Consider the following 18,892-nt stretch of genomic DNA (forward strand, 5'->3'; position numbering starts at 1 on the left):
AAGAACTCTTTTTGGTCAGCCCCTTTATATTGTTGCCCGATTAGGGTTTGGTTGTCAGTTCCGGGTCATCACAAGGCGTGACCCCTACGTGCGAAAAAAAAATTATTTCAATTTCACGATTGTTACGCCCGCACCGCCGCGATCTGCATGTTCGTCCTGCATTCCTGCAACATGAGAATAGCCACGTAAATGATTTCTGACAAGTGTTCTCAAAATTCCGTCTCCTTTACCATGTACAACACGCAGCTCGTCGTAGCCGAGCATTATGGCGTTGTCCATGAATGAATCCAGAACACCCAGTGCTTCTTCTCCTCGTTTTCCGCGAATGTCCAGATTGAAACTGAAATTCATCATCCGTTCATTCAAATCCACACCTTTGGAAACTGTTCTTAATTTCTTTTCTCCGGTAGCCTCTTTGTAGGTTCTGTTTGAGACTTTTTCCAACCGGTTCAACTTGATATTTGATTTTAGATCGCCAATCCGGATTTCCGCATCTTTGCCTTTTAGCGAAAGTACTTCACCAGTGGCATTTTGTCCGATTACACGTACATAACTGCCGACGGTAATCGCACCATCTTCCGGTTCAAAAACATTGTCTTCTGATGGAAGTTCTTCAACTTCTTCCAGTTTCAAATTCTTTTTGCCAAAGTTTTCAAGAGTGGTCCGGACGGTTTTTGTCTTTTCCTTTTCGGCTTTGTTTTCCTTTATTTCACGAATCGTATTTTCAATTAACTGGTTCGCGTCCGACAATAAGTTTTTCGCTTTTTGCTTTGCATCATTTACCAGTTTTTTCTCATTGTTTTCCAAATTGGATTTCAGCTTGGTATATTCGGAAAGCTGCTGAGCGGCTTTTCTTTCTTTGATACCCAGCTCAATATTTTTCTCTGCAAAAACTTTACGTTCAATATCCAGTTCTTTCAGTAACTTTTCAAAATTGACCTGCTGCGTTCCGAGCTTTTCTTTGGCGCGGTTTATAACCGTATTTGGTAAACCGATTTTTGAAGCAATTTCAAAAGCAAATGAACTGCCGGGTCTTCCAATTTCCAGTTGATAAATTGGTTCCAGATGTTCACCATCGAAACGCATGGCACCATTTACCAGACCTTCTGTTTTGTCTGCTAAAACTTTCAGATTAGTATAATGCGTATTGATCACGCCATAAGCTCCTGATTTTGTCAGGTCTTCCAGAATCGCTTCTGCTATCGCGCCCCCTAGTCCTGGTTCTGTTCCGGTTCCAAATTCATCGATCAGGAAAAGTGTTCTTTTATTGGCTAATGTAAGGAAATGACGCATGTTGGTAAGATGTGAGCTGTACGTACTCAAATCATTTTCCAGCGATTGTTCATCACCAATATCAATAAAAATATTCTGGAAAAACCCCATGGAAGATCCATCCGCCATGGGCACCAGAAGTCCGCATTGATGCATGTATTGTATCAATCCAACCGTTTTCAAAGAGACAGATTTTCCACCTGCATTTGGTCCGGAAACAATCAGGATTCTCTGTTTATCCTGCAACTGAATATTCAGCGGAACTACTTTTTTTCCTTGTTTTTGAAATGATAAATGCAATAACGGATGTCTTGCATCTTTCCAATCCACAAATTGTTTGTTGACAAAAGTCGGATTCGTCGCATTCATCTGAATCGCAATTTTTGCTTTCGCCCGCAGAAAATCCATCAAACCTAAAAAAGAATATGCCTTTTGAAGATCCGGCACAAACGGCCTAAGCTGATCCGTCAGATGCATTAGTATCCGATTTATTTCCCGGCGCTCTTCATATTCAAGTTCACGGATTTCATTATTAGACTCAAAAACATCCGTTGGTTCTATAAAAACAGTTTGTCCGGTGGAAGATTCATCATGAATAAATCCTTTCAACTTTCTTTTATGCTCAGCTGCAAGGGGAATTACCACCCTGCCATTTCTGACGGTCAGCGAAACATCTTCGCTTATCCAGCCGCTGCTTTTGGCGGTGCGCAGCATGGTATCTAGTTTTTTACGAATTCCAGCTTGCTCCGAGATTAATTTCTTTCTGATTCTGGCCAATTCCGGTGAAGCAGTATCGCGAATTTGTCCTCGATCGTCAATGATTTTATCAATCGAATCTGTTATCGCCTTATCAACACGAACGGTTTTGGCATATTCACTTAAAAGTGGAAATGATTCAGGTTCCTGATTGGCAAAAAAGCGCAGACAAAGACGGATCGTCTGAAGTGATGCTTTTAAATCTGAAAATTCTTCCAGCGTTAGTAACATGCCTTCAATGCTGGCACGTTTCAGGTAAGGTGTTGCGTCAATGTAATTTTGAGAAGGGAAATCTTCCCCGATTTCCATTACCCGTTTCATTTCAGCAGTTTGGCTTACCAGTTTTTCAACCATGCCAAAATTATCTGAAAAACGGATTTTTTCAACAAAACCGCGCCCTAATGGACTTATACACGCTTCTTTCAACAATTCGCGCAGTTTGTCAAAACCTAATTTTTGTTCTATTGTATTGGGGTATAACATTCTAATATTTCTGATTTTGAAATTGTCCGTATCAAGTTTTCAACTTTGATTTAAGCGGACGGTCATTTTTTAAAACAATTTCTGGATTTCCTCCTTCACAAACTTTAAGGCATGTGTTGTCGGTTGAATTTCCTGCTGGATCACCTGTGCAAAAATCTTTTTAGCAAGCTCAGAAGCCGGTGCTTCTGCATCTACTTCAACAGCCGCCTGATTGATCAACGAAACGATTTCGTTCATCGCGTTGGAAACCTGTCCCCAGGCATCAATACTGATATAAATTTGCTGAGCTAGATTATGGTTGTATTCCTCACGGATTTCATACAACAGGATTTGCTGCAATTCCAGTGCATTGCCGGCGGAAGCTACCAGTCTTAATAACAGATTATTTGGTGTAATTCGTTCTAAAAACAAACACATCCGTTCATAAGCCTGCAAACGTAGCGGTAATGTGATTTTAATATTTTTACTGCGTATATCATTTTTTTGTTTGTCGAAAACTTTTTCTGCAACTGTGGTAATAGTCAGATACATACCATAAGTCAAGATGGCGCCAAGTATCAGAACGGTAATGAATGAGTAGTACTCCATAGCTTTATTTAATAGTATTTTTGTAACGCATCAAGGTGCGAAATTACAAGATAACTGAAAATTAGAAGGAAGAAAGTGAATTAAATGCGAATTCAAAAAACATAATTGCTGTTAACTTGTAGCAAACCTCAGTATGTGCCGGTCGTTTACCGGGATGATACAAAGGTTTGCCGAAGTTATTAGATCCTTTTGAGATCTGAAATTGTTTTTGAGCAACTACATTTTTGAAAGGTAATTATTATTGAGTTATTCATGGAAAACCCAATTCAAATTACAGACAAGGCCAAGCTTGAAATTGTCACCACGCTGGAAGCTAACAAAATTCCTGACACCTACGGTTTGAGAGTAGGGTTGCGTGGTGGGGGATGCAGCGGAACATTCTTACTGGGTTTTGATACCGCTTCGGAATTTGATCAGATTTACAAAATTGACGGTGTTAAAGTGATCATAGACAAGCGGCATTTAATGTACGTTCTTGGTGTTTTGGTAGACTATGAAGAAGGAATGAACGGGAGCGGTTATACGGTTTCATCTCTGGATAAGAAATAAAATCCCCACTTTTTCAATTTTGTCCTAATCTTCGATTGTAACATGTTTCCAGTTTTCCCCGGAACGTATCCTGTTTAGCTGCGTATGCGTAATTCCAAATTGCTTTGCAATCATTTTCAATCGGTTATTATCGTTTTTAAGCAACTTCTTGATAATTCTCACTTTGCTCTCCGTTAGCTTGTAATTCTTGGTACGACGGGGAATTACACGGTTGATAAAGGCCGGATTTTCACGGTTGTGATCAATCATTTCCGTTTTCGTAACCCATCTCAGATTTTCGTAATAATTGTTCTGTTTTTCGTAATCTGTATGGATCACGAATCCATGATCATCGCTTGCTTTCTCTACAAAGTTTTCTGCTACCAGTTTATGTACATAGCGATTTATCGTTTTCCCGCCTGTAACACGAATATTTAAAGAACGATATCCCTGAATCACAGATCCTTTGATAATGGCTCCGTCCTTTGGGTTATTTTGAAAACTTTTCAGTCTTCCATAGTTGGAAACCTCATAATGCGGCGCATTTTCAACTTCTTCGAACTTAATAACAGCCCATTTCTCATTCCAAAAACTCCGGCTCACAGTTGGTGTTTGCTCATTCATTGTTTAACCTTCGATTATTAAATTATAATTTTTTATCAGTAAGTAATATGCGGACTAAGAAAACTTAATGCCAGGAATGAATGTTTTGAATTAAAGTGTTTAACAATTTTTTCAAATGAAAGAAATGAAACGTACGCTTATTGTTGGTGCTTCCGCTAATCCTTCCAGATACTCATTTCTGGCCAGCCAAAAACTTAAAAGTAAGGGCCATCCTGTTTTTCTTCTTGGCAGGAGAAAGGGAGTTATTGCCGATCAGGAAATCCATGTCGAACCCATTAACTGGGAAGATATCGATACGGTGACCTTGTATATCAACCCAAGTATTCAACCTTCCTACTACGATTATATAATTTCATTAAAACCAAAACGTGTAATTTTTAACCCTGGTACAGAAAACCGCGAATTTGAAAACATCTTAGCCGCTAAAAATATCATACCAGTGGAAGCATGCACTTTAGTGATGCTGTCAACGGGTCAGTATTAGTAATTAATGAGGGGAGTAGTTATAAAAAAGACAGGTTTCCTGCCTTTTTTCCTTTGCAAATTTAGTTTTCTATTTTTTTATTTTTAATAATTACATCTCATTTTTTTTACCATCTGATCAACGCAGAAGCCCACGTAAACCCACTTCCAAACGCAGCCAGACATACGAGATCACCCTCCTTAATCCTGCCTTGTTCCCAAGCTTCTGCCATCGCAATCGGAATTGAAGCGGCTGTTGTATTTCCAAAACGCTGAATATTATTGATCACCTGCTCTTCGGATAGACCCATTTGCTGGCGTACATAATCACTGATTCTGATGTTGGCCTGATGCGGCACAAGCACGTTTACATCGCTGGAAGCATATCCGTTGGCTTCTAAGGCTTCATTGATAACTTCACCAAAACGTACAATAGCGTGTTTGAAAACGGTATTCCCGTTCATATAAACATTAAAACCGCCTTCTTCGATCATTTGAGCCGTAGCAGTTCTGCCTGGTCTGCTGCTGCCTGGTTCTTTTACATAAAGGTCTTCGGCGAACCTACCGTCTGCATGTAAATGTGTTGACAAAATCCGATGGTCCGGGTCTTCGGTTGCCTGCAAAACTGCTGCACCTGCGCCGTCCCCAAAAATTACCGCGGTATTTCTGCCAGCCGTACTTTTATCAATCCAGGAGGACTGAATTTCGGAACCAACCACAAGCGCCGTTTTATACATTCCGGATTTTATAAACTGGTCTGCAATTGAAAGTGCATAAACAAATCCTGAACATTGCTGACGGATATCAATAACCGGTTTCCCATCCATCCCCAATTCGCGCTGCATTAAAAACGCAGAACCGGGAAAAAAGTAATCAGGTGTGATTGTGGCATATACAATTACATCCACAGCATCTGGTGTAATCCCGGCACATTCCAACGCTTGCCTGGAAGCTTCGGCGGCCATGCTGTAATTGGTATCTTTCCCGTATTCGAAATAACGGCGTTCCTTAATTCCGGTCCTTTCCTGAATCCATTCGTCGGATGTTTCCATCCATTGGGTAAGATCATTGTTGGTGATAATATTGTCAGGAACGTAATAGCCAAGGCCGGTGATACGCGAAAATGTCATGCAGAATTTGATTTGGTATTTTATGCGACCTGGAAGAATCGGTTAATTACTTTCATTGCTATGAATGACCGCTGAGACCATGATTCTTTCCAATTTGCAAATTTGCAACAAAAAGTAATTGTTACCAATTTATCCCTTCTTTTCCACCAAATTAGCGGTTACAGAAAGTGCCAGATAAGCAACAAAAATAATCGGAACTGCTAGCACTTTAAAAAGCAAAAGTAAAACAACAGTCAAAATCATCAGTGAATAACGCGCTTCATTTCCCTTCCAGCCAAAAGATCTGAATTTCAATGCAAGCAATTTTATCTCAGAAACGAGCAGGTAACACATCACAACTGTCAATGCCAGAAGATTTGTAGTATTAACAATCAATGGTTTCCAGGATTCATCACTAAAAATAATTAGCGGCAAAGATGCAATCAGCAAAGCAGCAGCTGGTGTAGGTACACCAATAAAAGAATCACTTTGTCTCGGATCATTATTAAATTTAGCCAGACGAATTGCGGAAAATATTGCGATTAGAAAAGCCGGATAAGCTTTCCAGATTCCCATAAGATCCGGAATACTTTGCATCAATAACTGATAAATAATGATGGAAGGCAACAATCCAAAAGTTACCATATCAGCCAGGGAATCCAGATCTCTTCCGATTGGAGAACTCACTTTTAATAATCTTGCTGCAAAGCCGTCAAAAAAATCAAAGATAAGCGCGATGCCGATTAGCCAACAGGAAATGACAATATTATTATGAAACGCCTCTACCACGCCCACACATCCGCAAAGCAGATTAAGGCAGGTTAGTACGTTTGGAATATGTCTGTTAAACATTTTTAAGTTTCAATACAAAAGTTAGAGGTGCGGGATGACAAAGGAAATTATAAAATCAGAAGTAATCTGTATTCGTTTGAATTTATAATATCATTCTAATTCAAAAAGGGGTTGTTCTTCTTTTCAAAACCGATCGTTGTCGGCTGCATATGTCCCGCATAGACAGTGTAACCATCCGCAAGCGTAAAAAGTTTAGTTCGGATGCTGTCAATTAAAATTTCAAAACTGCCGCCCGGAAGATCAGTACGGCCAATACTTTGACGAAACAGTACGTCTCCGCCAATCACAAATTGCTGTTCATCGTTCACAAAAGCAACATGACCCGGCGCGTGACCAGGAACAAAAAGAATTCTTAAAGACGAATTTCCAAAAGTTATGATATCGCCTTCATCAATGTAAGAATCGATTTCCGGTTCGTCAAATTGATTGAAACCATAATTTGACGCGTATGTTTTCACCGCTTTCAGCAAAGGTTCGTCGATGCGATGAAGGGAAAAAGGGATCTGATATTTTGCCTTAATTGCTGCTACACCCAAAACGTGGTCAATATGCGCGTGGGTATTGATGATGCGAACTGGTTTCAGCGAATTAGTTGCTATATAATCATACAATTCCTGGAATTCAGCTTTGTCGTAACAACCCGGATCTACAATAACGGCCTCGCCGGTTTCGTCATGCAGCACGTAGGTATTTTCAGAAAATGGGTTGAAAACAAAAGATTTTATTTGTATCATTTTTTCAATCGTAAGGTTTAGGAGCCAGTCCCGGATATTTGCGAAGTTACAAAAACTGATCGCAAACTGAATTTATTCAATCGGCTTTTCGCCTACGGCCGTATAAATGCGGTCGTAATAAAGTTGAATTAATCCTTTGTAACTGGTTTCAGCACCTACACAAAGCCAGATTTCTCCGTCTGCATTTGGTTTGACCTCAACGGCAAGATTCGCATTTGTCCTGACTATACTGCGGTAAGCAACAGAATCCAGGCCGTTACCCGCAGTGCCTAGGTACATCATTTCTGATCCACTTTTGGAAAGGGCGCCAAGTCCCAGGTTGGTCTTGTAATAATTGCCGGCCAGCTCTTTGACAGGTTCATTTGGAGAAGCGCCAGCTTTAATAAAAATACGTCTTCCTGCGGATCCAACCGTGTCCGGGTAATTTGTTCCAATATTAATTTCGTATGCAACCTTATATGTTAATGCCGGATCCAAGCCAGTAATTTTCTTTTTGATAAAGAGAAAAAGACTGTCACCTATATTTTTTCCAGAAACTCCTAAACCTCTTGAAGTACTATCAGTTGCTCCCGGAATTTTTCCTTGTTTGATATTGAAAGCAATCGTATCCTGCTGACCGTTTTTAAATAATGCAACATCACCAGTCCAGTCTTCTGCGTTTTGTTGAAAAGTACTTTCGAAAAATTTGATAGGTAAAGTATCATTTCCGCCTTTACAGGCAACGAGAAATACTGTCATAATCAAACTTCCAAAAAATATTAACTTCTTCATGCGCTTTGGTGCTATCAGGCTAATTTAATAATTACTGCTCGGTCAACGTAACTTTTATATTGTCATAATATAAAATCGTTTTTACGCTTTCACTGACATCTTCTCCAACACAAATCCAGATGGCTCCGTTTGCGTCAGGTTTAACAGAAATATTTTTAGAAGAACTATTCCGGTTGACAAGCTGATAAACCACTTTTCCAACACCATTTGTTACATCACCAAGTATCGCCATTTCGGATCCGTCAACATTCCAGAGTCCTTTTTTTATTGATAAATTATAATATCCCCCATTCAGAATTTTAACAGGCTCGGTTGCAGAAGCGCCAGCTTTTAAACTTATTTTTCTGCCTGTGGCATTAGCCAGGTCTGGATAGTTTGTTCCGATATTTATATCAAACGAAACATTGTAGGTTTTTTCAGGATTGAGGCCAATGATTTTCTTTTTCAGGAAAAGAAACATACTGTCATTCAAATTTGTGGCTTGCATTTTCAAACTGAATTTCAGAGAATCTATGGTCGCAGGTAAAGAATCCCGCTCCATCAGGAAAGCAATTTTGGTAGTATCGCTCCGGTTATATAATGCGTAATCTCCGATCCAGTCTTCCGTGTCATCTTCAAATTCGGAAATCATGGTTCTTACCGGATTAACATCATTCCGTTTCTCACCGCTGCATCCGTACAAACTTAATAAAAGGACTAGTTTTGCCCACGTCAAATATTTCTTCATCAATTTTAAATCGCTTTGGGTAGACAAAACTAGTCGAAAATATGCAGATGACTAACGAATCAATTTGCCTTTTCGGTAATTGATACCTTAATTTTATCGTAATAAAGTTTTGTCAATCCTTCAAAACCCGAATCTGTTCCTATACAAACCCAGATTGCTCCGCTTGCGTCGGAAGTAACGGTCACCGGTTTTGTAAGATTATCACGTTTAACAATCGCATAAGAGTCGGTTTCCAAACCATTGGCAACATTACCAAGATTAACCAAATCTTTTCCGTCTTCTGACTGGTTTCCTTTGTCAAGATTGAAAGTGTAAAAACCGCTTACAAGTTTTTTTGCAGGCTCAACTGACGAAGCACCAGCTTTGACATACACAGAACTTCCCGGAGATCCGCCTGCACCTAATCCACCCGAAGAATAATTTGTTGCCAGGTCAATTTCAAAAGTCACGTTGTATTTGAAATTTGATTTCAGGCCACCAATTTTCTTTTTCAAAAACATAAACATATCATCGCTGCGGTTATGGCTTTGCAGCATGAAACCATATGTTTTAGTATTAAGTGGACTTGGTAAAGTTGTGCGGCCGGATCGGAATTCTATGGAGGAAGTATCTGTTGCTGTGCTATATTCAGACAGATCGCCAGTCCAGTCATCAGCATTTAATTCAAAATCAGAAGTTACCACCTGTTCCAGCACAAAATCGCTTCCATTATCAGAATCATCACATCCAGTCAAGCCCATCATCAAAGCAAAACCACCCAAAAACATCCATTTTTTCATCGCTACATTCATTTTGTTAAATAAAAATTGATCTACAACTATTATCCAAGAGTCTGAATTGCTGCGGTTGGTTGGAATGTCAAAATCAGATTCGCATGTGAAATCGGTTTTGTTGCTGACGCTTAACAGTTTCCGTATGAAAATTATCCGATCAAAAATATAGTAGGTTGCTTTTGTACATCCGGGAAATTTTTCTTCCAGTATTTTACAGGATGTGTTTCTATAAATTCCTGGGGAGAGGTAATATTAGCGGCAACACAAAGCAAAGTTTCAGGCTGGGCTGCTTCCAGAATCGCTTCCAGAAATGAACTGTTACGGAACGGTGTTTCCATGAAAATCTGCGTCTGATCTTTTTGTTTTACATCCCTTTCCAGTTGCTGAATCGCTTTTCTTCTTTCCATTTTATCAATCGGAAGATAACCGTGAAAAGTAAACGACTGGCCGCTAAAACCTGACGCCATCAAAGCCAGTAAAATGGAAGACGGCCCAACAAGCGGTATCACTTTAATCCCGATCTGATGCGCAAAGTCAACAGCGACCGCACCCGGATCTGCTACGCCCGGACAGCCGGCTTCTGAAAGTATGCCTGCATTTTGCGTCAACCCCTTAACCTGAGCCATCGTTACCGAACGAGGTGTGTCTTTATTTAATTCAAAAAAAGTGATATTATCTATGACTTTGCCAAGTTTCAGGCTGCTGATAAAACGTCTTGCTGTTCTTACATTTTCAACAAAGAAGACATCAACGTTAACAATTACGTCTTTAATCTGAGGGCTAAGTACCTGATCATTTGTTCCTTCTGCCAACACAGTTGGTATCAGGTACAGATTTATTGGGGATTGGTTCATGTATTTAATTTTTATTCACTTCCAACCTTTCACGGTGAAACTGAATCTATTATGAAAAGATATTTTATGAAACGCTTATTATACATTCCATTCTTACTGATTTTCTTACTTGAGTGCAAAAGTACGGAAAATGATAGTGCAACACCTCAAAGTCTTGTTTCATCTATCGCAGGTAAATGGCTTATGACCGAAACGGAAGTTACCGTTAATGGTAAAAAAGTATGGCAGACTGTAAATACACTAACTCCGGTTTATCTGATTATTCGTTCCGATGGTGTGATTCTGGATGGCGATGGAAAAGCCAGCTGCTGCGGGCCAAACGAATTAAGTATCAACGGTGCATCTTATAAAATACAACCTCAGTCAGAAGTTACTTACAGCCTGAATTGTGCCGCTGTCAACTGTGTTGCCTGTCCGGTTTTGGATATTGAATATTCAGGTAATCAAATGATTATAACATATTGTATTGGTGGACGTGTAAAATATATCAAAAACTGAGTTTATGAAAAGACTTTTTTACATTCCTCTGTTATTCATTTTGCTGTTTGGTTGTAAGAAAGATAAAATCGATATGCAGCCGGACGAAATAATAGAACCGTTGGTTGGCAAGTGGCTTTTAACTGAAAGCGAACAATCGGTAAATGGAAAAAAGGTTTGGCAACCTGTTAATTCAAATGATCCGCAATACCTTGTTTTCCGCTTCGACGGGGTAATGTTTGACAAAGACGGCTTTGCGAATTGTTGTACTCCGAAAGAACTGTCGATCAATGGCAATTCTTTTACAATTCAACCTAAAAGAAAAGTAGTCTACGGCAAGTGTGCTGCCGTGAGTTGTGCATATTGTGCGGTTTGGGGTATCGAATATTCAGGAAATGAAATGATACTGAATTATTGTTTCGGTGTAAGGGAGAAATATATCAAAAACTGAGTTTATGAAAAGATTTTTTTACTTCCCTCTGTTATTCATTTTGCTGCTTGGTTGTAAGAAAGATAAAATCGATACCCAGCCGGACGAAATCATGAAACCGCTTGTTGGTAAATGGTATTTGGCTGAGGTGGAACAACTTGTGAATGGAGAAAAGGTGTGGGTGCCTTTTGTCGGTTATGAAAAAATTTTTATGAATTTCCGGTTCGATGGAATTTTACTTGACGAAAACGGAAAAACCTTTTGTTGTGTACCGCAAATATACAATATCAACAACACCAGATTTGAAGTTAAGCCAAGAGCAGCTGTTTCTTATTCTGCCAACTGCTCAACTACAAACTGTGGTGTTGCTTTTTGTTCAATTTATGATATCACAGTTAGTAGTGAAGAAATGACTATTTCCAATTGTAATTCGTTTAAATCTAGATATTTAAAGGTTAAATAATCAGGATTTCAAAAACGCCAGCAAATGTTCCACAAAAACTTTCGGCTGCTCCGCCTGAACCCAATGACCAGCATTTGCAACGGTATCAAGTTTTGCATTCGGGAAAATTTTCAGAATTCCATCCCAATCTTCATCCAGAATATAATCTGATTTTTCACCACGCATAAAAAGGGTAGTGGTTTCAACCGGTTTTTCCGATGTTATCGGCGCCCCGACTTTTGCCATATCTCTTGTCAATACGGCCAGATTAAAACGCCAGTCGAAAGTTCCGTCTTCTTTTCTGTAAAGATTTTTCAGAAGAAATTGTCTAACCGCCAGAATTGGTTCATACTTGCCCAAAAAGTCATCAGCCTGCTGGCGGTTTTCAATTTCAGAGACCGGAAGTGCATTAAGGCCTTTCAAAATCGCGGTATGGTGAATCGGATATTGCTTCGGGCCAATATCTACAATGACAAGTTTTTCAAAAGTATCAGGATAGCGGACTGCATATTCCATCACCGTTTTTCCACCCATGGAATGTCCAAGAAGAATAGGAGATGTAAGATTCTGATGTTGCAGGAATTCTTTAAGATCTTCTGCAAGTGTCGGGAAATCAAGTGCGCCTTCATGCGGCGAACGGCCATGATGCCTTTGATCTACCAGATATACCACAAAACCTTGTTCTGAAATTGTCTTTCCAATGGTAAGCCAGTTATCCAAAAATCCAAATACACCGTGAAGTATAATAAGAGGCCGGCCGGTTTCGCCTATTTTTTTAAAGTTTAGCTGCATTTTGAAAAATATTAAGCTTTTTCAAGGATGTCCGGGAAAGTTACTGATTCCCACTCAAAGTGTCCTTTAGGTACTTATTTTGTGATTATTTATTTTTTGAAACAATTTCGACAAATATCGCAACGATTTCTTTTACAAGAAAAAGTAAAAAAGAATGAAAATTAACAAATACTTAATATTGAAATATGCTGATTTTAAGCCAATTATATTTAAATATCTGTATTTAAGGCAGTTGTATAATGATTTATAGTATTTTTTGGTGGTTATAATTTTCACCCTCAGGCCATATAAATCATGATGAGGAATGTAAAATTTCAAAGTTCCAGGCCTTTAAATACCCTTTATTTTTAAATTTTTTCATTAAATAAAAAACATGTTTTAATGACTTTCTTATGGTGTTAACCTGCCCTTTGTTGAAATAATTTCAACGTATCCCAAAATAACTGAGCAAATGCAATCCGGGAGCGGTGAAAATATTCTTAAATGGTAATAAAATTTTTCGACAAAACTGGTGCTTTAAAGCACATTTAACAATAATAAAACATTGAATTGTAAATATTGAATTATTGATTTTTAAATCTGTATTATTCCAATAAATCAGGGAGTTGCAAAGTGTAGTATAGTATTTTAGTAGGAAACGGGTAATTGTTTAAGAGCAAAAAAAACTTTTATTTTACGAAAAATTATCATTCATAAACTGAATGACCCTACTAACTCAATTACTCAAATCCCCAAAAATTTATGAACTGGAAAAGTCTACTTTTCAGATCAGCGTGTTGCGCGCTGTTCGTTTTTGCATTATCATTTTTGAGCGGAGAAGTCCAGGCTCAGGTTACATCCTCAACCATCACCGGCAGGGTAACAGACAGCAAAGGGGCTGAACTTCCCGGCGCAACAGTTGTTGCAGTACACACGCCTTCAGGAAGCCGTTATGGTACTATTACAAATGAAAAAGGTTTTTACACACTTCCGGGTGTTCGTGTAGGCGGTCCTTACACGGTAACTGTCACTTTCGTTGGTTTTAAAGATCAGGTTACAGAAAATGTTTCCGCAGATCTTGGAACAAGTGCCGATGTTAGTTTCAAACTGGCTGATGAAGGTACAGCGTTGCAGGAAGTTGTCATTACAACGGGTCGCAGTGACATTTTCAGTTCTGACCGTAACGGTGCTTCTACTTCTTTTGACCGTAACGCAATTAACTCTACACCAACAATTGGTCGTTCGATCAGTGATATCACCAAATACAATCCGTATGGTAATGGACAATCATTTGCTGGTCAGGATGCCCGTTTCAATAACATTACGATTGACGGATCTGTTTTTAACAATGGTTTCGGTTTAGGTTCATCGGCACAGGCGGGTGGACGTACTGGTACAAGTGCAGTTTCTTTGGACGCTCTTGATCAGGTTCAGGTAAACGTTGCGCCATTTGATGTTCGCCAGTCAGGTTTTACAGGTGCTGGTATCAATGCTGTTACGCGTTCAGGAACAAATGAATTATCAGGTTCTGCTTATCACCTTTTCCGTGGAAGTGATATGGTTGCTAAAAAAGGTAACGGTGATCAGGATATTAAACCAAAACCAAATCTGAGCGAAAAAACCTGGGGTTTCCGTTTAGGTGGTCCCTTGATCAAAAACAAATTGTTCTTCTTTATCAATGCGGAAAGATTTACAAGCAGCACACCTGCTGAGACTTGGTCACTAAACCGCGGACAAACCGGAACTAACGTTTCCCGTGTTCTTGCTTCGGATCTTGAAGATTTGAGTTCATTTATGAAACAAAACTTCAACTACGACATGGGGGCGCTTGACGGATTTAACAACAAAATCAAAAGTACAAAAGGACTTATCCGTCTTGATTACAACATTAACGACAAGCATAAATTATCGGTACGTTACTCGCACCATAATTCAGAAGCAGATCAGTTGATCAGTAGCAGTAACAGTAGTAACACAGCTGGAAATGGTAACCGTACCAATAGTGCCCTGGCTATGTCATCACAAAATACAGGTTACCTAATCGCTGATAACACACGTTCGGTTGCAGCTGAGTTGACTTCCAATTTCAACGGTAAATTTGCCAATGATCTTATTGTTACTTACAACAAGCAAATTGAGGACAGAACGTATAAAACTGCTGTTTTCCCAACCATTGATATCCTGAAAGACGGAAGTACTTATACTACCATTGGATTTGATCCTTTTACGCCTAATAACAAACTGAATTATTCAACATTCAATATCACGAACAATTTCAGTTATTACGCAGGAAAGCATACTGTTACAGCAGGTGTGGTTTTTGAACATTTTACTTCGAACAACGTTTTCTTCCCATCTTCGAACGGAGTTTACGTTTATAACTCGATTGCTGATTTCAAAACTGCTGCTCTGGCTTCTATTGCGAATCCATCCTCAAATGTTTCGCCTGTAAGCGTTGCACGTTATAACCTGCGTTATTCACGTATACCAGGTGGTGCTGAACCTCTTCAAACATTGAAAAGAAATCTTTACAGTGCTTATGTTCAGGATGAATTCCAGGCTACTCCAAATCTGAAAATTACTGCTGGTATCCGTGGTGATGTTTTTGCTTATGACAATTCAACTGCAAAGGATTTCAATAATGAAGTTGTTGCTGGTTTCACTTTTAAAGATGAAAACGGCGCCGATTACAAAGTAACGACAGGAACTTTCCCTAAAACACGTTTACTTATTTCTCCTCGTATCGGTTTTAACTGGGATGTAAAAGGCGATAAAACGACACAGCTTCGCGGAGGATCAGGTATTTTTGTTTCCCGTATCCCTGAGGTGTTGATTTCAAATCAGTTGGGTAACAATGGTGTGAATACAGGTGTAATTAACGTGACTAATACAACAGCTTACGCTTTCACAACGGATCCAACTCGATACCTGCCATCTACGATTGATCCTGATATTCGAAAATTGCTACCTTATGCCGTTAACGCATCGGATCAAAATTTAAAATATCCACAAATCTGGAAGTCAAACATTGCCGTTGATCAAAGATTACCATTAGGGTTAATTGGAACGGTTGAATTTATTTACAACAAAACAATCAACGGTTTGAGATATATCGATGCTAACTTAAAAGCGCCGGATCGTACGTTTACAGGTGACGATACTCGTCCACGTTTTCCTGCATCAGGTGTAGCTAGTTCAGGAACCGGTGCTAGTAACACAGTGAATGTGGCTCGTTTTATACATCCGGAGATTTCAAACGTTTTTGTACTTAAAAACACTAAAAAAGGAAATTCTTACATCGCAACTGTGAAATTAGAAAAGCCAACTACAAAAGGTTTTGGTGGATTTGTTTCTTATACATACGGACAAGCAAAAGATATCGCATTCGTAGGAAGTACAGTACAGGCAAACGTTCCAACTTCAACAGGTCAGAACTATCTGCCTTTGACTTATTCGGATAACGATTTGCGTCACCGTATTGTGGGTGTGATTAACTACAAAATCAATTATGGTGGTACTTTTGGTGGATCGACCATGTTTACATTGGCTGCGGTTTCTACAAGCGGTGCTAAGATTTCTTACACGCTTAACCAGGATTTGAATGGTGATGGTCAGACTTCAAATGACTTGATATTTGTTCCTAAAACGGCATCGGAACTGACTTTTGCGCCTCTTTCGGTATCAAATGGAACTGCTCCTAATGTTGTTACAACGGTATATTCTCCTGAGCAGCAGCAAGCAGCTTTCGACGCATTTATCAATGGTAACGATTACTTGAAAAGCCGTCGTGGAAAATATGCAGAACGTAACGGTGGTGCTTACCCATGGTTATCTCGTTTCGACTTCACAGTTGTTCAGGAATTCTATGTTGCGGTTGGTAAAAAGAAGAAAAGAAATGTTATCCAGCTTCGTGGTGATATCCTTAACGTAGGAAACTTGCTTCATGACAAATGGGGACTTGGAAACCAGGCTACAACTTTCAACCCTCTTGCACTTGCAAGCGTTGGCGCTGATGGTAAGCCGGTTTACAGAATCGCCACACAAGTTATTGACGGACAAAATGTACTGCTTAAAGATTCGTTCACTCCGAACTTATCTGTTAGCAGCGTTTGGCAGGCTCAGATCGGTCTTCGTTATATCTTTAACTAATCTCGTCTGATTTGTTCTGAAAAATTATATAAAAGAAAACGGCTCAGTCAAATTTTTGACTGAGCCGTTTTCTTTTATGAACATTATCAAGAATTGTATTAAAAGATAGCTGCCGAAAGCTTGAAATCAGCTAAAAAGTCGCTTTTAGTCTTATTGGATAGCCGATAGCCGATAGCCGACTGCTGATAGCCTTACTTCTGAAACAAAGAATGCACAAATATCGGCTGGTCGGTACAAATAATATCTGCACCGCTTTCCCATATCTTGTTATACATCGGAGCGGAAATTTCTGTGTTAAGGGTATCAATATTTCCGTTGGTTCCAAGTGAAGTAATGATTTTCATAGAATGGACCTTCATATAAAATGATTCAGCTTGCAGCTCTTTCGGTGTAAGTGCTACAAGGTTTTCCAAAGGCAATCCCGATTTTTCCACATTGGTAATATGTTCCCAGCTGTTAAAACCAACAGCAATCATCAACGTTGGCTCCAACGCATAAACCGTTTTCGCTTCTTCAAGAGAATAACATATCACGACCGATTTTTGAAGTGCATTATTTTCTTTCAGCATACGGACTGTTTTTACAAGATCCGTTTCAGGTTTTTTATCAACAATCAGAATCAGATTTTTTTCTTTACTCCAATCAAGAACTTCCTTGAAAGAAGGTATTTTATTTTTGGTCAACAATCCTTTATCGTCTTTTAGACGAAGCTGCTTTACATCTTTCCATTGCTGTTGATTTAATAATCCCGTTCCATTCGTGCGTTTTTCCAATTCATTATCGTGTGACAAAACCAGCTGACTGTCGGCAGTCATACGGATATCAAATTCCAGCATCACGCATGGAACATTCTGATAGGTATTTTCAAAAGTTGCCATACAATTTCCGGGATAACCATCTTCTGTTCCGCCCTGGTGCGCCATGATCAACGGGACAAACCGGTTTGAAGGTTTAAGATGTGCGCTTAAACTTCCTGATTTGCTGAAATTGCAGTTATCAGTAACAGATGCGAATTGACGTGAAGGGACACAAGATGTTAAAAGTAACAGCAACAGAATGGGGTAAGGGTCTTTCAAACGTTTTGCTAACATTAGCTGAGTTTTTTTAACAGATTTTTTTATTGTTTTACTTCTGCCACTTTGTTAAGGGTTTCAATACCAATTCGATAACCTTCAATAATTAATCTTGAAATATCATCGGATGTAAAACGCTGCATATCCAGTACGAGTGGAGATGCCGGACGGATCACGGTCATTTTCATAGGCACGCCGCGTAAAATAGACCGGTCGACATATGATTCTGCCCATATAATGTTGCTGTTCGCATATTCGTTCACCGTAATATCCCGAACTCTTTCCACAAGCGTGATCAGATTTCGCGGATTCATACCTTCCGGCTGGTACAAATGCGGAGAATGACAGGCGATTACTACTATTTCAGTTGCTCCGTCTGCAATGGCCTGGCGAATTGGTGCTACTTCTCTTAAACCTCCATCCAGATACATTTCTTTTCCAATCGCGATCGCCGGCATGAGCATAGGAATAGAGGAACTGGCGCGAACATAATCAAGGAAATGTGGTTCTTGTGGAGTCACATATTTGATTTCGCCACTTTGCACATTCACTGCGCCTACTTTTATTCTCGCCGGAGTAGTTTTTAAATATTTATCCTTTACATTTTTCCTGATCAGCAAATGCAGCGGAGCAGGATCAACCAAACCATCAAAACGGCTCATGAGCGTATTCATACCTAACATAACGCGCGAACGAAGCGTTGAAATATCTTGTGGCTGTGTTATATTCTTAACCCAAAATTCGAGCAGTTTTCTACCCGCCAGCGGCCAGTTAAGTTTACCGTTTTCTTCAAACTGGCGGCCAGTTTCATTGGCAAGAAAAGTGGTATTCAATGCGCCAACCGAGATTCCATACACCATGTCCGGTTCAAAACCATTTTCAAGTACAGATTGAATGGCGCCAACCTGAAAAGCTCCTTTCATTGATCCACCTCCAAGCACGAGTGCCTTCATAAATATTTGCTTTCGGCTGTCGGCTATCGGCTTTCAGCTATTTTGGTGATTTGTTTAGTTTTTG

At 39.5% G+C, this 18,892-nt stretch carries 19 protein-coding genes; 6 read left to right on the forward strand and 13 right to left on the reverse strand.

Translation table 11 applies throughout. The features are described from left to right. Window positions 1-102 precede the first annotated feature (102 nt). Window positions 103-2,511 carry an endonuclease MutS2 gene (locus IEE83_RS04705; RefSeq protein ID WP_194119465.1) on the reverse strand — a complete coding sequence of 803 codons (2,409 nt, stop codon included), beginning with the start codon at window positions 2,509-2,511 and terminating at the stop codon, window positions 103-105. Window positions 2,512-2,580: 69 nt separating this feature from the next. Further along, entirely contained in the window at window positions 2,581-3,099 is a 519-nt protein-coding gene (locus IEE83_RS04710; protein WP_194119466.1) for a DUF7935 family protein, read from the reverse strand. 252 nt (window positions 3,100-3,351) lie between these two features. Here IEE83_RS04710 and IEE83_RS04715 point away from each other — a divergent pair, with 252 nt between their 5' ends. Then, entirely contained in the window at window positions 3,352-3,648 is a 297-nt protein-coding gene (locus IEE83_RS04715) for a HesB/IscA family protein (RefSeq protein WP_137340653.1), read from the forward strand. A 24-nt stretch (window positions 3,649-3,672) separates the two neighbouring features. Here IEE83_RS04715 and IEE83_RS04720 read toward each other — a convergent pair whose 3' ends face one another. Next, window positions 3,673-4,251, reverse strand: a complete 579-nt coding sequence (locus IEE83_RS04720; RefSeq protein ID WP_194119467.1) for an NUMOD4 domain-containing protein — start codon at window positions 4,249-4,251, stop codon at window positions 3,673-3,675. Between the two features lie 124 nt (window positions 4,252-4,375). Between IEE83_RS04720 and IEE83_RS04725 the strand changes: the two genes are divergently transcribed. After that, window positions 4,376-4,735, forward strand: a complete 360-nt coding sequence (locus tag IEE83_RS04725; RefSeq protein ID WP_194119468.1) for a CoA-binding protein — start codon at window positions 4,376-4,378, stop codon at window positions 4,733-4,735. A gap of 106 nt (window positions 4,736-4,841) precedes the next feature. On the opposite strand, the gene IEE83_RS04730 is transcribed toward IEE83_RS04725, so the two are convergent. The 7 genes from IEE83_RS04730 to IEE83_RS04760 form a co-directional block, all read right to left on the reverse strand. Continuing rightward, a complete protein-coding gene (locus IEE83_RS04730) occupies window positions 4,842-5,843 on the reverse strand; it encodes a 3-oxoacyl-ACP synthase III family protein (RefSeq protein ID WP_194119469.1) in 1,002 nt (333 codons plus the stop codon). A 129-nt stretch (window positions 5,844-5,972) separates the two neighbouring features. Beyond that, window positions 5,973-6,674 (reverse strand): CDP-diacylglycerol--serine O-phosphatidyltransferase, encoded by a 702-nt coding sequence (pssA, locus tag IEE83_RS04735; protein WP_194119470.1) that lies wholly within the window; start codon window positions 6,672-6,674, stop codon window positions 5,973-5,975. Between the two features lie 95 nt (window positions 6,675-6,769). Further along, window positions 6,770-7,408, reverse strand: a complete 639-nt coding sequence (locus IEE83_RS04740; RefSeq protein WP_194119471.1) for an MBL fold metallo-hydrolase — start codon at window positions 7,406-7,408, stop codon at window positions 6,770-6,772. Window positions 7,409-7,480: 72 nt separating this feature from the next. Beyond that, entirely contained in the window at window positions 7,481-8,179 is a 699-nt protein-coding gene (locus IEE83_RS04745; RefSeq protein ID WP_194119472.1) for a hypothetical protein, read from the reverse strand. Window positions 8,180-8,210: 31 nt separating this feature from the next. Continuing rightward, window positions 8,211-8,906: a hypothetical protein gene (locus IEE83_RS04750; RefSeq protein WP_194119473.1), complete on the reverse strand. Its 696-nt coding sequence runs from the start codon at window positions 8,904-8,906 to the stop codon at window positions 8,211-8,213. 59 nt (window positions 8,907-8,965) lie between these two features. Beyond that, window positions 8,966-9,685, reverse strand: a complete 720-nt coding sequence (locus tag IEE83_RS04755) for a hypothetical protein (protein ID WP_194119474.1) — start codon at window positions 9,683-9,685, stop codon at window positions 8,966-8,968. A gap of 143 nt (window positions 9,686-9,828) precedes the next feature. Further along, on the reverse strand, window positions 9,829-10,533 hold the full coding sequence (locus IEE83_RS04760; protein ID WP_194119475.1) for an SAM-dependent methyltransferase: 705 nt from the start codon (window positions 10,531-10,533) through the stop codon (window positions 9,829-9,831). Window positions 10,534-10,599: 66 nt separating this feature from the next. Here IEE83_RS04760 and IEE83_RS04765 point away from each other — a divergent pair, with 66 nt between their 5' ends. The 3 genes from IEE83_RS04765 (at window position 10,600) to IEE83_RS04775 (ending at window position 11,903) form a co-directional block, all read left to right on the forward strand. Continuing rightward, complete coding sequence (locus IEE83_RS04765; protein WP_194119476.1) at window positions 10,600-11,031, forward strand: hypothetical protein; 432 nt, start codon at window positions 10,600-10,602, stop codon at window positions 11,029-11,031. A 4-nt stretch (window positions 11,032-11,035) separates the two neighbouring features. After that, window positions 11,036-11,461, forward strand: a complete 426-nt coding sequence (locus tag IEE83_RS04770; RefSeq protein ID WP_194119477.1) for a hypothetical protein — start codon at window positions 11,036-11,038, stop codon at window positions 11,459-11,461. 91 nt (window positions 11,462-11,552) lie between these two features. Further along, window positions 11,553-11,903 carry a hypothetical protein gene (locus tag IEE83_RS04775; protein ID WP_228101676.1) on the forward strand — a complete coding sequence of 117 codons (351 nt, stop codon included), beginning with the start codon at window positions 11,553-11,555 and terminating at the stop codon, window positions 11,901-11,903. On the opposite strand, the gene IEE83_RS04780 is transcribed toward IEE83_RS04775, so the two are convergent. Further along, window positions 11,904-12,674, reverse strand: coding sequence for an alpha/beta fold hydrolase (locus tag IEE83_RS04780; RefSeq protein WP_194119479.1), 771 nt, complete (start codon window positions 12,672-12,674; stop codon window positions 11,904-11,906). A gap of 741 nt (window positions 12,675-13,415) precedes the next feature. Here IEE83_RS04780 and IEE83_RS04785 point away from each other — a divergent pair. Continuing rightward, window positions 13,416-16,802 carry a TonB-dependent receptor gene (locus IEE83_RS04785; protein WP_194119480.1) on the forward strand — a complete coding sequence of 1,129 codons (3,387 nt, stop codon included), beginning with the start codon at window positions 13,416-13,418 and terminating at the stop codon, window positions 16,800-16,802. Between the two features lie 191 nt (window positions 16,803-16,993). Here IEE83_RS04785 and IEE83_RS04790 read toward each other — a convergent pair whose 3' ends face one another. After that, on the reverse strand, window positions 16,994-17,893 hold the full coding sequence (locus IEE83_RS04790) for a glycerophosphodiester phosphodiesterase family protein (protein WP_194119481.1): 900 nt from the start codon (window positions 17,891-17,893) through the stop codon (window positions 16,994-16,996). A gap of 26 nt (window positions 17,894-17,919) precedes the next feature. Further along, on the reverse strand, window positions 17,920-18,828 hold the full coding sequence (locus tag IEE83_RS04795) for a patatin-like phospholipase family protein (RefSeq protein ID WP_194119482.1): 909 nt from the start codon (window positions 18,826-18,828) through the stop codon (window positions 17,920-17,922). Between the last annotated feature and the right edge of the window lie 64 nt (window positions 18,829-18,892).

The organism is Dyadobacter subterraneus, from assembly GCF_015221875.1.
Taxonomy (GTDB): Bacteria; Bacteroidota; Bacteroidia; order Cytophagales; family Spirosomataceae; genus Dyadobacter; species Dyadobacter subterraneus.